This window comes from Alkalispirochaeta americana, from assembly GCF_900156105.1.
Classification (GTDB): Bacteria; Spirochaetota; Spirochaetia; order DSM-27196; family Alkalispirochaetaceae; genus Alkalispirochaeta; species Alkalispirochaeta americana.
In genome coordinates, this window is sequence record NZ_FTMS01000006.1 from 151,242 (window position 1) to 166,489 (window position 15,248).

General features: G+C 58.5%; 10 protein-coding genes and 1 pseudogene. 5 read left to right on the forward strand and 6 right to left on the reverse strand.

Going from position 1 to position 15,248, the window contains the following annotated elements; all coding sequences use genetic code 11:
• Positions 1-93: 93 nt before the first annotated feature.
• Complete coding sequence (locus BW950_RS06190) at positions 94-870, forward strand: SDR family NAD(P)-dependent oxidoreductase (RefSeq protein WP_076488412.1); 777 nt, start codon at positions 94-96, stop codon at positions 868-870.
• A gap of 54 nt (positions 871-924) precedes the next feature.
• On the opposite strand, the gene BW950_RS06195 is transcribed toward BW950_RS06190, so the two are convergent.
• From BW950_RS06195 to BW950_RS06210, 4 genes are all read right to left on the reverse strand, one after another.
• Complete coding sequence (locus BW950_RS06195; protein WP_076488413.1) at positions 925-2,304, reverse strand: glycerate kinase type-2 family protein; 1,380 nt, start codon at positions 2,302-2,304, stop codon at positions 925-927.
• The gene (locus tag BW950_RS06200) at positions 2,301-3,002 is read right to left on the reverse strand and encodes a tetratricopeptide repeat protein (RefSeq protein ID WP_076488414.1); all 702 of its coding nucleotides are present in this window, start codon (positions 3,000-3,002) and stop codon (positions 2,301-2,303) included. Before BW950_RS06200 ends, BW950_RS06195 begins: the two co-directional genes overlap by 4 nt.
• An 86-nt stretch (positions 3,003-3,088) precedes the next feature.
• Positions 3,089-4,420, reverse strand: coding sequence for a GntP family permease (locus tag BW950_RS06205; RefSeq protein ID WP_076488415.1), 1,332 nt, complete (start codon positions 4,418-4,420; stop codon positions 3,089-3,091).
• Positions 4,421-4,552: 132 nt separating this feature from the next.
• Positions 4,553-5,728, reverse strand: coding sequence for a CdaR family transcriptional regulator (locus BW950_RS06210; RefSeq protein WP_159438742.1), 1,176 nt, complete (start codon positions 5,726-5,728; stop codon positions 4,553-4,555).
• 111 nt (positions 5,729-5,839) lie between these two features.
• Between BW950_RS06210 and BW950_RS06215 the strand changes: the two genes are divergently transcribed.
• Both BW950_RS06215 and BW950_RS06220 read left to right on the forward strand, forming a co-directional pair.
• Positions 5,840-6,847, forward strand: coding sequence for a LacI family DNA-binding transcriptional regulator (locus BW950_RS06215; RefSeq protein ID WP_076488417.1), 1,008 nt, complete (start codon positions 5,840-5,842; stop codon positions 6,845-6,847).
• 65 nt (positions 6,848-6,912) lie between these two features.
• On the forward strand, positions 6,913-7,554 hold the full coding sequence (locus BW950_RS06220; RefSeq protein ID WP_076488418.1) for a hypothetical protein: 642 nt from the start codon (positions 6,913-6,915) through the stop codon (positions 7,552-7,554).
• Positions 7,555-7,787: 233 nt separating this feature from the next.
• Here BW950_RS06220 and BW950_RS06225 read toward each other — a convergent pair whose 3' ends face one another.
• Positions 7,788-9,548: a hypothetical protein gene (locus tag BW950_RS06225; RefSeq protein WP_143559145.1), complete on the reverse strand. Its 1,761-nt coding sequence runs from the start codon at positions 9,546-9,548 to the stop codon at positions 7,788-7,790.
• Positions 9,549-9,748: 200 nt separating this feature from the next.
• Between BW950_RS06225 and BW950_RS06230 the strand changes: the two genes are divergently transcribed.
• Positions 9,749-13,228, forward strand: a complete 3,480-nt coding sequence (locus tag BW950_RS06230) for a DEAD/DEAH box helicase (protein WP_076488420.1) — start codon at positions 9,749-9,751, stop codon at positions 13,226-13,228.
• Between the two features lie 133 nt (positions 13,229-13,361).
• Positions 13,362-14,600, forward strand: coding sequence for a hypothetical protein (locus BW950_RS06235; RefSeq protein ID WP_076488421.1), 1,239 nt, complete (start codon positions 13,362-13,364; stop codon positions 14,598-14,600).
• Positions 14,601-14,749: 149 nt separating this feature from the next.
• Here the strand turns inward: BW950_RS06235 and BW950_RS15090 are convergent.
• Positions 14,750-15,248, reverse strand: a pseudogene (locus BW950_RS15090) (hypothetical protein); the annotation flags it as partial.

The window sequence follows — 15,248 nt, forward strand, 5'->3', positions numbered from 1 at the left end:
CGAGTTTTCGGGCCCGGGGAGTTTCCGGCAGGGTGAAAAACACCTATCTTGAAACAGGGCCTGACCCAGAGTATCTGAAAGGAGGGAGCAGCCATGGATCAGAAGGGACACGTCTTGATAACGGGGGCATCGCGGGGCATAGGTTTTGCCCTGGCCCGGGAGTTTGCCCGCCGGGGGTATCCCCTGGTAGTAACCGCTCGGGACCCGGAGCCTCTGGCGGCGGCAGCCCGGAGTTTGAAGGAGTCCTTCGGCCTCCCCGTGCTGGATCTGGCCGAGGATCTCTCCGACAAAGGAGCGCCCCTCCGTATCGCCACGGCCCTGGATGATCGGGGGATTTCTCCGCACATTCTGATAAACAATGCGGGCTTCGGCCTCTACGGCCCTTTCCTCTCGATTCCCCCGGAAGATGGGGAGAAACTCCTTCAGGTGAATATCTCGGCCCTGGTCGCCCTGACCCGGCTCTTCCTGCCTGCCATGGTTGCCCGCCGCAAGGGAGGGGTTATGAATGTGGCCTCCACGGCAGGATTTTTGCCGGGTCCCCTCATGGCGAGCTACTACGCCTCCAAGGCCTTCGTGGTCTCCTTCAGCCACGCCCTTGCCCGGGAAACGGCAGGGGCGGGCCTCACCGTGACTGCTCTATGCCCGGGGCCCACGGTCTCGGAGTTTCAGAAACGGTCAGGAATGCACCAATCCTGGATTCTCAGGAAAGCAACCCTGCCGGCCGAAGTCGTGGCCCGGACGGGCGTGGACGGCTTTTTCCGGCGAAAAATCCTGGTGGTGCCCGGAGTATTCAACAAGGCAAGCGTCTTCTCCTCCCGCCTTGTGCCCCGGAGCGTCGCCGCCAGGATGGTGGAAAAGCTTCAGGGGTAAGGTTCTCCCGGCGCCCCCGCCGGGGCCCCCCGGCCGCCACCCTGGCCGGAGGTCTTACTCAACCAGAAGAATCTGGATGTCGCAGACGTTGGTATTGGTGGGCCCCGTGATATAGAGCCCGCCCAGGCGCTCAAAGAGGTGGTAGGAATCGTTTTCGGCCAGGGCCTTCTGCAGGTCAGGAATATCACCGGCCCCGGCAAGATCGGGCGAGGCCCAGGCTCCGGCAGCATCGGTGGGGCCGTCGGTACCGTCGGTGCCCGCCGAGAGAAAGGTAACACCCTGGTACTCCCCGGGAGAGGCGGCCATCTCGGCAAGTACGGCCAGGGCCATCTCCTGGTTGCGGCCTCCCTTTCCCGATCCCCGGAGGGTCACTGTGGTCTCGCCCCCGGCCAGGATGCAGGCCGGTCTCTCCAGGAAACCCCGGCCCTGGACAATCTCGGCGGCCAGAGCGGTAAAGACCCGGGCAATCTCCCGGGCTTCGCCGGTGAGACGACTGGTGAGTACCCGGGTGTTATACCCCGCATCCAGGGCCTGTCTCCGGGCGGCCTCCAGAGCGATCCGGTTTGTCCCCAGAAGCACGGGATGGACCGTCCCGAAAATGGGGTCCCCCGGCTTGGGCGTTTCTTCCAAAGCACCTTCTTTTCCTGCCTGCAAGACCCCTTGTACCGCCCGGGGGAGGTTCCCGGCAATGCCGTAGCGCTGGCAGATCTCCCAGGCGTCGTGAAAGGTGGTTGGGTCCGCAGCGGCCAGCCCCGAGGCGATGCTTCCCGGATCATCTCCCACCACGTCGGAAAGAATCAGGGCCACCACCGTTGCCGGTGCCGCCATGCGGCAGAACCGCCCCCCCGAAATCCCCGAGAGGTGCTTTCGGACACAATTTATCTCCCCGATGGGGGTTCCTGCGCCCAGAAGCAAGCTCGTGGTGGCCTGGATATCTTCCAGAGACAGGGTCCCGTCCTCCGTTCCGCCGGGAAGCGTGAGGAGGGAACTTCCTCCGCCCGAGATGAGGGTGATGCAGAGGGTCCGTTCACCGGCTTCCCCGACGAGGCGGGCGATCTCCCGGGCCGCCTGAAGGCTTTTCTCGTCGGGCACAGGGTGGCCCGCCTCGATCAAGGGGATCAACTCGGGCGCACCCTCCAGGCGGTGGCCGTACTTGATGGAGACCAGCCCCCGGGATATCCGGTCTCCCAAAACCTCCTCAAGCCCCCGAGCCATGGAAGCGCCCGCTTTTCCGGCCCCCACCACCATTATCTCGTCGAACCGGGCCAGATCGAAGGTGCGGGTCAGCCCCTCGGCCTCGATCACGAGCAGATTGTCCTGAAGCCGGAGGCTTCGGGTGATCAGCCGAACCGGATCAACCCGATCCAGGGCGGCCCGGGCGACCGCTTCTGCCCGGGCGTGCGAAAAGTACGCGGTCCTCTGAAGGTTGCTCATTCTGCCGTTCCTTTGCTGGTTCTTGCTTTGCTTCTCCCTGGGGGATCCGATGTGCCGAGGGCCTTTTCCAGGTTCGCCTGAAGCCAGGGAACCGGCTGTAGTCGAAGGCCCTCCCGGAAGGCCTCGGCTGCCCCGGCAGGGTCCTGGCAATGATTGAGCAGAAGCGTGCCCAGATTGTTCCAGGCCGGTACGTTGCTCGGGTCCAGACGAAGAGCCTCGTCCAGAGCCTGCCGGGCTCCCGGGATATCACCCTCTTCCATGGCCCGGTTTCCCCGAAGATAGCTCTCACGGGAGAGCCGGGCCTGGTGGAACCGCTCGGGATCCCGGCATATCTCGCAGCGCATCTCCAGGAAAGCCCGATCCTGCCGGGGACAGTCCTCGTCCAGAGACCTCTGGTACATCTCTGCTGCCTGATGGGGTTTTCCCCACTGATAATAGAGATCGCCCAGAACCCGAAGGCGCGGAAAATGGTCACCCAGGCGGGAAAGCTCGTGAAGGAAGAGCTCCTCCGCCTGGGAGAACTTCTCCTGCGCAAGGAACGCCAGGCCAAGATTATGGCGAACTCCGGGGCGATCGCCGTCAAGAGCCAGGAGAGCGAGAAAAGAACGCTCGGCCTCGGCGTGCCGCCCAAGGGCGTAGGCGTTCAGACCGGTTCGTTCCAGATACTTCGTCCGCAGACGGGAAAAAAGGCGTTTCATTACGTGTTCCGTGTTCCGTGTTCCCTGTTCCTTGAAAAATCAGGGGCGCCCCGAGGGGCACCCCGCCACAATGGGAAAACTAAATCCTAGACGATGAAGGACAAAACCGCCACCAGGGCGAACGCCACAGACCCTTCAACCAGCGTTGCCGTGGTGTAGGTCTTGTAGGCCGTACTGACCTCCATATCGGAGAACTGCGAGACAACCCAGAAATAGGAGTCGTTGGCGTGGGAGACAACCATGGCTCCGGCACCAATGGCAATAACTGTCAGGGCCGGGTTCAGTCCAAGACCGGCCAGCAAGGGCGCCATGATCGAGGCTGTGGTGATAATCGCCACGGTGGAAGAGCCCTGGGCTGATTTGATTGCCGCCGAGATAATGAAGGGCAGGAAAATTCCCAGGGGAAGGGTTGCAAGGTTGTTCTCAATGAAGTCCACCATGGGCGAATTTTGAAGGACCCGGCCAAAGGCTCCTCCGGCACCGGTGATCGCCAGAATGAGGGCGGCGTTGCGGATTCCCTCGGCACTCCAGTCGTTGATCGCTTCGGTGAGGGCCTCCTTCTTCACCAGAAGGAACGACAGGAGCACACCGATGATCAGGGCCGTTACGGGATCACCCACAAAGCGCAGGAACGTGGCAAACCCGCCCTCGCCCAGGGGTTTCGTGGGAAACTCGGCCAGAGATTTCAGAAGAATCAGTGCAATCGGCACCAGGAGGGGCAGAAACGAGAGAAACGTCGAGGGAAGGTCCCCGTATTTTGCCTTGATCGTCTCGTAATCCTCGGCGAGCTTGGGCTCAATTTTGTATTTGCAGGCGAACTTCACCGCCCAGATGTACCCTGCCAGCATCGCCGGAATGGAGACCAGCAATCCCAGACCGATGACGGCCCCAAGATCTGCCCCCACAATACCGGCAGCCGCGATCGGTCCCGGCGTGGGAGGAACCATGGTGTGGGTGGCATAGAGCCCCGTGGCCAGGGCCACGGCCATAACGGCCATGGACTGCCCCGTCTCCTTGGCCAAAGCCTTGTTCAGGGGCGAAAGAATGACGTAACCCGAGTCGCAGAATACGGGAATTGAGACTACATAGCCCGCCATGCTCATGGCCAGGGGGGATCGTTTCTTCCCCACCACCTTGAGAATCGCGTTGGTCATGGAATAGGCCGCCCCGGTTTTTTCCAGGACCGTACCCATGATGGTTCCTGCGATAATGACAATACCGATGTACCCCAGGGTTCCCCCAAAGCCCCCGCGAATGTGGTTAATGATCTCCAGAGGCGGGAGTCCGATAGCCATACCGTAGGCGTAGGCCACGATGAGAAGCGCCAGAAAGGCGTTCAACTTCACCCTGGCCGTGAGCACAATCAAGAGCGCCACGGCAAGAACAAGAAAGAAAAGAGCCAGACCACCTGATACCATACATGATCCTCCTGTGCAGTGTTGAATAAGCCTCCAGTCTGAGGCCCCCCGGGGGATCAGACAATGTGTCAGGTTGAACAGTTGATCCCCCGAAAATTGTGCACCGGTTACAACGGTATCAACCGGTGCGGATCAGAGCACTCCCTGATAGAGGAGCTCCAGGAGACGTCTGTCTTGGGGTGAACGCAGGGGGGCGAAGCCGGAATGCTCCTGGAAACGCTCCAGACGGTGCATCACGGTATTGCGGTGGACATCGAGGCGAGCCGCTGCCTCCTTTATATTCATGTTGGCCGCGAGCAGTGCATCGAAGGTCTCGCGGAACGCTGCCAGGCTATCGGCTCCGCAGAACTCCCTCAGGGGGGCGGTGATTCCCCGAAGCTCCTCGGGGGGGAGCAGCGAGAAGAGGTACTCCCGGGCGTGGTCTGCGAAGAACCGGTACCGTTCACGGCCGGCCAGGCCCGCCCCCGAGACCCACAGGGCGTGGTGGAAGCTGCGCCGGTAGGCGACAAGGCTGGTCTGGACCGTCCCCGCAGCGTACCAGGCCGGCAGCGGCGCACCCCATCGCCGGTGAGCCTCGTCGAGCCCGGCCAGATAATCTGTCACGGACCGCTTTCCTCCTCCGGTACGGCAGGAATCACGGGAGACCGCCCGAAAGATCACGGGGCTCCCCCGGGAGGCAAAGAGAGTCATGTCCTGATCGGTGTGGAGTTCGTTGGAGCGCACGATTTTCCGGAAATCGCGCTCCGAAATACCCTCGGCACCGGGCAGGACCAGAGCGATCCGAAAGAGGTCACTCCTGTACCCCAGGTGGCGGGCCAGAACATCCAGGTCTTCGGGAGCGACCCCGTCATCGTAGAGGAGCATCGTCACCAGAAGTCGTTTCCGGTCCTGGCGCCGGGCGAGCTGCTCCTTGAGTTCCTCGTACTCCACCATCGTTTCCAGGGCCGTTTTCACGGAATAGGCAACCACCCGCACCTGGTCGGGATCTCCCGTGAGCCCCACCACGCCGATCACCTCCCGATGATACATCACCGGCAGATTGACCCCGGGAAGAACGCCGCCGGGCCGGGGATCGTCCTCGCGGACTACCAGCTCGCGCAGATCTCCCGCGACGATCCGGTGCGCGATGTCGTGGTAGGAGCCTTTCCGGTAGGAATCACGGCAGGCGATGATCACCCCTTCGGGATCCATGATGTTCACGTTGTAGGGGATGGAGGCGCAGAGGCGATCGACAAAGCGCTGGGCGATCTCTTCTTTCAGCATGACAGGTTTGAGCATGACGGATTCACACTGTATCACAGTTTCCACGGAATTCCGCCATCCCCGGCCAGCTCGCCTTCGGGCGCCCCGCGGGCGCATTCAGCTTGACAGCCATCAGATTCCATACTAGAATGCAACCGGTTGCAAACAGGAATGAACATGGAAAGAAAACGACTCCGTTCAATTGGAGAACTCGCAAAGCTGGCGGGCGTATCGAAATCAACGGTCTCACGCGTTCTCAATAACAGCCCCTTGATTGGCGAAGAGACCTCAGCACGGATACGGGAGATCGCCCGGCAGTATGACTTCAAGCTCAACATTCCTGCCCAGCGTTTGAGTTTAGGGTCGAGTCGCACGATCGCCTTTGTGATGTATCCCCATCAACACACGTGCTTTTCCGTTTGCGACCTCTTCAGCATGGAACTTATGGGAGGATTATCGCGAGGGCTCTTCGAGTATCAATACGATATGCTCCTGGTCCAAGTTGATCCCGACCAATCCCGGTGGGCAACACATTATCTGGATACAGGAAAGGTCGATGGGTTTGTTGTGTCCACTTCGTTACATAAACAACGACATGCCGAAGAGTTATTGGGCATCGGCGCACCTTTTGTTGCGTGGGGACGAAGCGGGGGCCGATACTGCTCCGTGTGTGGGGATGATCATCGGGGTGGCTATATAGCAACCAGCCACTTGATATCGATCGGCCGGAAGAGGATCGGCTTTATCGGCGGACCCCCGGAAGAAATCGAGGTGAAGGATCGTTACCAGGGATATATCGACGCACTGAACGAGGCCGGGCTTGAACCGGATCCCTCTCTGGTATGGTACGGAGATTTCTCCGATGCCTCGGGAGCAACAGGAATGGATCACATCCTTCGGCAAAACAGGTCTGTGGATGCGGTGTTTGTAAATAGTGATCTTATGGCGCTCTCAACAATCGCCTATCTCAGAAAACACGGAGTCACCGTTCCCCAGGACGTTGCGGTAGTGGGGTACGACGATCTCTCGGTGGCATCACGAAGTAATCCTGCCCTGACAACGGTCAGTCAGAATATGTCCCTGGCGGGGAAGATTCTCGCGCGGGATCTTATCACCTTCCTGCATGACAGGGTTGTCACAGAATCGGTAGTGCCCGTGGAGCTGGTTATACGAGAATCAGCATAATTTTTTTGCCCCGAAATGCAACCGGTTGCATTTGATGACCAGTTGATTTCAGAAGGAGATGAGGAATGAGAATATCCAGCTTGTGGTTTATGGATGGTGTGGACGACATCGCCTATGCCCGGTGGTGCCCTGCCGATTACCGTGCCGACGCAGCACGGCGTGCACTGCGGCGCATCCGGCGAAAAATGCTCGGGGAAGCGGTGGTTCGCCTTGTGTTCCGGTTTTTTCGGGGTCTCCGTGGTAGCCCTGTCGATGGACTCGCCTCGGGCTCCACGAGTTTCCAAAAACCATCCGGGGAGTCCCTGGTATGTGCTCGAGATGGTGCTGCCGAGTCGTTCCCCGTCTCACTTGGGGACATACGGGGGGTGTACGATCCGGATGGAACGGTCCGTGACGGGATAACCCTTCCCCGACATGTTGCTCCTTCGATATGGGAACGCTTCTATTTTGGAGAGATCCAGCTCGAACCGGTTCCACAGGTTTGGCCTGTCGGAACGGTGTACTACATCAGGAATGATCCGTCTACGCTCCTTGCAATCATGGCACTTCGCGCGAGAGGCGTGCCGACGATCCTCGTTCGGCCCTTACTCACGGAAAAGGGAAAATTGACCGGTACTCCTGCCTCAATGGCGGAGTGCAACTGGCATCGGCGGGTGAAAACCGGGCAATGCCTCAAACGCAAGGGGAATATCATCCCCACCTGTTGATGCTGGGTGATCCGGGAGAGAAGGCGTTCCCGGTTGCACGCTCATAAAAGCACAAAAAGAGTGGCCGGGGCGGTCACAGGATGCAGCCAGCGACGGTACCTGCGACAGCAACGGCCGGTGGTGCCGGGACAACACCCCGGGCAGGGAGAGGGAACACCAGGGGGCCTCCCTTAACACCCTGCCCGAAGGATCCACCAGAGCCACCGGCGACCAGCAAGCGCCGGCGTCCTCCCCTAGAGCCGGCGAATAATTATGTTGCGACCATCCTGTGTCAGGGCAAGAAATCGACCGTCACGCGGTGACCATACCGGGGCGCCAAACCGTCCATTAATGAGCCGTCCATCCACCATCAGGGTCACGGGAGTATGCATTGACCTGTTTGTGCTGTAGTAGTCCCTGATATCGGCATCGGGGTCATCCGAAACAAGAGCCGCAAATCTTGTTCCATCATTTGATACTGTAAGCGCGAAGAGGTGATGAAACTCCTCGCTTACCTGTTCGTTTTCGCGAAAGACGGTCCAGCGCCAGTCGCGATGTGCGTGAATTCGTCGTCTGATCCAGTAAGCTGGGCCTTCGGGCGGAAACACGGAATACCTTTCAAAATTATCCATTTCTCCGACAGTATCAAAAGCCTTGTCGTTATGGATAATGCGCCGCACGTTGCCTGAATCGTCAGTGGAAATATCCAAACCGATCTGGGGCAAGCCGGTAACCGGGTTGAAAGAAATGTGTATAAGCCTGGAAAAGTCCGAGCCTGCGGGCTCGTAAGGATTCCCGTTTTTAAGGACAACCCCCTGGCCATCTGCACGCCTGTACGTGATATAGATATCGCCTGTAGGGGAAGCATCGGCCCTTACAGAGGACAGGGTATCGTGCAGCTCGCGGAGGGGCATTGAAAAGACCACGTTGTTGTTCTGGTCAATCAGAGTGCGGTTATCATTGGATTCAATAATGTTAAGGTAGGCACGATTGTTGGCGATTATTAGGCCCCTCCCAACCAGCCGGCCTTCACGTTCGAGCAGGGTATTGTTGGAGACTGTGTACAGGTAGGAAAAGCGCCTGTCACCATCCTGGCCGGAGAAAGCCAGTCTGCCACTGTCGGAGTAAACCCGACCGATGTTTCTGATGTTCCGCGGCAGGTTAACCCGGCGGGTACCAACAACCACTTCCTGGCCGCTGGAGGTGCTCCCTACAAAGTATGGAGTGTTGGTGTTATCAACAAAACCGGTGACATACGGAAGAACCGAGGTGTAAGGTCCGCCGACACGCTCGTGATTAATATAAACATGGCGCTCATTCGTTCGTTCAGGAGCACCGACGTACATCAACTTTGAACCATCGGCCGAATACTCAAGGTTCCATATCCCGGCGTATTCCTGTTTTATGAGCCGGTGGTTTTCGCGAAGATGCCAGTTGTTGCGGTCGAACTGAACTACAAAGGCTACTTTGCCGGGTGCTTCGGCAACAAGTGGTGTCTGGGAATAGCTCCAGTAAGAGGTTTGTGGCCGACTGTTGGCATACAGCCGGTAGTGCTGTCCCTCTACTGCGGAAAAAGTCAGCCCCTGGCCGCCCGGGCTGATCCAGTCCGCTACATTGGGGTTGTCATGTTTTACTTCCTTAAAGCGGTCAAAAGGACCCAGCTTGTTGCCGTTAAAAACGATAAAGTAGTCGTACCTGTCAAAGTCCTGGACGTCGCGGTCAACCGACATTGAACCACCCCTGCCGATCGAACGCACCCCGACGTACGATTCATCCTCCCGGCGATAAATTGTCTTGTCGGGGTTCGGCGTTCGGACAACCAGAAAAGTAAATCTTTGGGAGCCGTCGTCGTTCAGGCCGATCCGGCCATAGACGAACTCTTCGTTGCCCTGCAGGCGGTAAACCGCATTTGACTGCGCCGAAATAGCTGCGGGAAGGATCACCATCAACATCAGTACCGAGGAAGTCAGCACTGCCAGAGTATGTCTTTTCATCACACCAAGCTCCTTAATCATGACCCGCGTATACGCAAGACCCGTTTTCTCACTAGCTTAGGTGGTCAGGAACGATACGTCAAATCCTCGCGCTTGGAATCATGAAAGAGCCTCTCACTTTTCTTTCGGGTTTCTTTCGGGTCTCTTTCGGGTCCCTCTCGGGTCTCTCTCGGGGGGCGCGCAGGATTGATCCGATCTGCCCGGAGGACTAGACTCACGGCATGGCACGGATAGAGTTTGGCCACACCTGGTGGGGGCGCCGCTGGCTGGATGCGCTCGCTCATATCGACTTTGGAAACCGGTTGCCCCGGGGAAAGCGCTATGCCCGAAACGGCTCGGTGAAATCGATCAGTATCGAGGGGACCAGGATCAGCGCGCGGGTCAAAGGTACCAGGCCGACCCCCTACAGCGTGAGACTCACGCTCTGGGAGTTCAGGGCCCTCGAGCAGGAGACGATCATCGATCTGGTGAAGGACGATCCCTACTATCTGTCGCAACTGGAGGCGCGCCGGCTCCCGCCGGAGCTGGAAGGCGTCCTGGCGGAACGGGGAATCCGGCTCTTCCCAAAAAGCTGGAAAGAACTCGCCATGACCTGCTCCTGCCCCGACTGGGCGGTGCCGTGCAAACACCTCGCCGCGGTGGTGTACATCGTGGCTAACGAAATAGACAAGAATCCCTTTCTCGTCTTTCGGATGCACGGTCTGAACCTCCTGGAGGCGATCCACGGCGGGCCGCTGGAGGATAACGGGAAGATCGTCGGGGTCGAGTCGCTGGTTGCCGAAGGCCCGGTGGAGTACGCCTGCTCCCGGGAGTCCCTGGAGGAGCTCGATCTGGCCGCGATTCCCGATCTCTATCCGGCGACGGCACAACTCCTGACGGAGTTCCCTCTCTTTTATCTTCAGGGGGATTTCAGGGAGCTGCTGCTGGGGGCGATCCGCAAGACCGGCACGAAGGCAACACGCTACATCAGCCGTCTGGATATCCAGGAGGAATCCCGGACTGCCCCCTCTTCAACGTGTACGATGACGATTCAGAAGGGGAGCGGCGGCGTTACCGGAAGGATCGGGTCGGGAGAGGGTGAGGTGGCCTTCGACTCCGACGACTTCTCCCCCTTCGTGGAGTACCTGCAGCGCCTCTCTGCGGGGGATCTCTCGGTCTATCCGCCGATGGTTTCCTTTCTGATCATGTGCCACAACTTCGCCCTGCGGGTGATGGAGCGCCACGCAATTGTGCCGGAACTGATTTCGGTGCGGAAGGACACTTTTATCATCCGGTGGATTCCGGCGCTCTTTAACGGCGAGGTCGCAGAGATTTTCGAGGGCCTCGTCAGGGCGCTTCCCGGGGAGGTTCTCCGCTACGACCGGAAGCCTCTGCCACGCCGGGAACAGGTGCTCTTTCTGATTTCCTTCTTCCTGCGCCACTACCTCCGCCTTCTGGAACCGGTGAAAAATGCCGGGGAACACCCGATTCGGGCGATGTTCTTCCAGGGTGATGAATACCGTCCCGCCAGGTTTGAGGAGCAGGGCAACGCCCAGACCATTAATCTCTGGCTGGGACGCTTCTTTATACGCCCGATCCACCACCATCCGGTTATCCGCGTGGAGGAAGGGGGCCAGGATGCTTTCAAATTCGAAGTTCTGGTCGGGGATCGCCGCGAACCCGAGAGCCTGCCCGTGAGTTTTCCGCTCTTTCTGGAATCCCTCGATCCCGAAACGCTCCCCCTGCTGCGCGATCTGAGTCTGCTCTCCACGTATTTGGGAACGGTGAATACCTTTCTGAAGGAAGGCAGAGCCGTAACGGTTTCCACCGGAAATTTTCTGGAGGAATGGTTTGGCGCGATACCGGCATTGCGGACGCTGGGGGTGCGAACGGTGGTTCCCAAGGCACTGCGGGAGGTGTTTCAGCCCCATCTTACGCTGGGGATGAGGAAACGATCGGACTCCGACTCCGACAGGGTTGTGTCCTATACCTCGCTGAAGGATATGCTGGCCGTGGACTGGCACGTCGCTGTGGGAGACGAGGTGATGCCTGCCGAGGAGTTGTTCGAACTGAGCGAACGCTACGGCCGTTTTGTCCGCTACAAGGACCGGTTTATCGAGCTGGACGAGACCCGGCTGGCACAGATTTCCCGAAAAATGGAACGCGATCCCCGCCCCAGGGCGATCGACCTCCTGCAGATCGGCCTGACCGGCACCTATGAGGGCGCACCCATAGCGATGAGCCCCGAGGCACGCGCCCTCTTTGACCAGCTCCTGAAAGCACCCGAGGCGGAGGTTCCCCCGGGGCTCAGGGCTGAACTTCGGCCCTACCAGCTGCGCGGGTACCGGTGGCTGTATAACAATTACCGGATCGGCCTTGGTGCGGTGGTGGCCGACGATATGGGGCTGGGCAAGACAGTTCAGGTGATTGCCTTTCTCCTGAAGCTCCAGGAGGAATCGGCCCTCCGGCCGAACCGGCCCGCCCTGGCGGTTGTGCCGGCGAGCGTGGTAACCAACTGGGAGCGCGAGCTTCACCGCTTTGCCCCCTCCCTCGTCACGGGGATTTACCACGGGAGCGACCGTACGATGCCCTCCGGGGTCGATGTGATCCTCACCACCTACGCTCTCCTGCGGGGCGATATGGAGCACTTTGGCTCCCGGAAGTGGTCGGTTCTCATTATTGATGAGGCGCAGAATATCAAGAACACCGCATCGGCCCAGGCCCGGGCGGTGAAGGCCCTCAAGGCGGGGTTCTCCATCGCGATGACGGGGACTCCCGTGGAGAACCGCCTCCTGGACTACTGGAGCATCATCGACTTTGCCATGAAGGGGTATCTGGGAACGAGGGCGTCCTTTAAGGAGCGCTATGCCGTGCCGATTGAACGCTTCCGCGACCAGACTGCCCTGGAGCAATTTCGCACCGTTACGGCGCCGCTCGTTCTTCGCCGTCTGAAAACGGACCGCACCATTATCGACGATCTTCCGGAAAAGATCGTGATCAACCGCTATCCCCTTCTTACGGGGGAGCAGATGGTGCTCTACCGGGAGCTGGTTGAGAGGACCGAGGAATTTCTTGGGGAGGCTGAGGGGATCGAGCGGTCCGGGATGGTCTTCAAGCTGATGACCGGCCTCAAGCAGATCTGCTGCCACCCCCACCTCTACGCCAAACGGGGCGGACGCGGCTCGGCGGTGTCGGGGAAGGCGAAGTTGCTGGCAGAGCAGGTCGGGACTATTGCCGAACGGGGAGAGAAAGTGCTGATCTTTACCCAGTTCGCCGAGATGGGGCGGCTGCTCCAGGAGATGATCGATGCCGAGTTGCACCTGCCCTGTCTGTTCCTGCACGGCGGCAGCTCGCGCAAGGAACGCGATGCCATGGTGGACCGGTTCCAGAACGACCCGACCTACCAGGTGATGGTGCTCTCGATTCGTGCCGGCGGGGTCGGGCTCAACCTGACCGCAGCGAACCATGTGATCCACTACGACTTGTGGTGGAATCCTGCTGTGGAGCATCAGGCCACCGACCGGGCCTTCAGAATTGGCCAGAGGAAGGATGTGATGGTCTATCGCTTTATTACCGGCGGGACCTTTGAGGAAAAGATCAGCGCCATGCTGGAGGCCAAGGAGGATCTCGCCGAGCTGACCGTCGCCCAGGGCGAGAAGTGGCTGACGCAGCTGAGCACTACCGAGATCAGGGACCTGATCGATCTGACCGGCGAGGGATGAGCGGGATTTGCTTCCAGCCGGCCGGGCCACACTGGTACCGGTAGTGCTACACTGCAGAGGTGGGAAAAAGATCGCACAATCAAGCATGGTGGCGATGCTGTACAGATGATGAACGAATATCCGGGTAGCACTCATGAAGAAACAAAAAAGCAATTCTTGCCAGGCTCAACCACAGAAAACCCGCTTTGACCGATACCTGTGTCTGGGAAGCAACAGAAAGGGTCTGATTCTTTACGCCCAAAACGAAGACGACGCCGCCCGGCAGTACTTTGATAAACATAAGCAAATCCCCGAAGTCGTTAAGGCCTTAGGGCAGTTCAATCCAGGTCACCCCGATGCCATGTGGAACCGGCTGAGCGGCAGCTTGGTACCACAGAAAAAACTATTACCGGGCTGGGAGCTCTGGTGGATCATGGGACTCTGGATGCTGGTAGTCCAACCTCTATTAGGCTCAGGCCAGGGGACTCCAACCCTTGACATTGACCTGAGCCCACAGAGCCTGAGCGAAAACCTTACTCTCATCCACCTTGGGCTTTTCATCGCTGGAATGCTCCATTATCTCAGAATTCTGACAGAGGCTTATGTCATCATGGGTGACCGGCACTACTCGAACAAAAGCCCTCTGTTTTTTCTGAGCGCTCCCATAACGCTGGTGCTGGCCTACACACCTCTCTGGTTAAGTATTGACGGCATGAATATTCCTTATTCCGGTCTCATTGGAGGGATAATAGGCATCTTCTTGCTGGTTACCATTATAGTGATACCCCTATTTCTCTTTTTCTACCCCTGGGTCTTCTTTCTTCGGGGTGGTGTGCTTCGCTTGAACACCCATCCGAAGTTTAAGACCGCCCTGGAAGGCTTTCGACGATCCTCCTATGCCCTGGCTCTGGTACACCTGCTTTCGGTACCGGCCATGATAATGAGTGCCGAAGTGGCCCGACAGCTGCTCTTGCCCCACTTTGCCCCCATGGAAGCAATCATACTCGCCCATAAGGATAGCTTCCCTCAAACTTTGATGACTCTCCAACTCTTTTGGACCACCTTGTTCACAGGGTTTCTGAAAGCATTCTTTGAAGGTTTTATAATTGTTACGCTTTTGATCATCAGCTTTGAGGTATTCCGCAAACGAAAAGCAGCCCCAGGAAAACAGCAGCCGGAAGAGCAAGACTTTCAAGAGGCCCTTAAGAACCGAAAACCCCGAATCGACTTACCCCTGGACAAGCTCAAGGAACAAATACGGGATTACCAGGTCGAAGAACTCCAGCAAACGCCCGAAGTTTCGCCCATCAAGTTAATCAGTTTTGTGAGCCCCAGAATTCTGTTCTTTCTGCTAAGCCTTACCGTTAACGTGATCCTTCTTGCTTTGCTCTGAATCAGGCCTGAGTCCGTATAAGATCCCACGCTGGCGGGCTGTTCGAAGGGGTTTTCACGCACACCCGCTGTGGGCATGGACTCGTCGCACGCGGTCTCACGACGGGCGCACACCTTCCCCGTTCCATCGGGGTTTTTCACCAGGACCTTCTATAACACGCTACAGCTGTCGTAAAGCGCCCGGAGGCACGGGTCGCGGCCCCGCAATTTGATCACCTGTTGGCGGGCATGGAAGACAAGCTTCACCTCAACCCGGATCAAATGGTCAATCACTTTCCGTAGACGCTTTCGCGTCACCTCGGTCTTGTACGGAAGCTCCTCCATACCAAGCACCGATTGCTCAAGAAATCGAAGGATATTGAAGGCAACCAGGGCAACTTTCAGGATCAGGGCCTTCACGGCGAACTTCCCCGACGGGAGGCTCTCAACGTTCATATCGCTTTTCAGCTCGCTGTGAAGCTGCTCGTCGCGTCGTACCACCGGGCGTTGAAGTAGTATAGTTCGATATCCCTCTCGTATCCCTTGCCCGCGAATAGCCAGGACATCCCCGGTACCTGCTGTTGATACCTCCAGGAAACAGGAGTAGTATATCTCCATGGATCGTATCGAGCGGCCGCTGAATCCCATGGCGGATGTTTTCGTCCGGTAT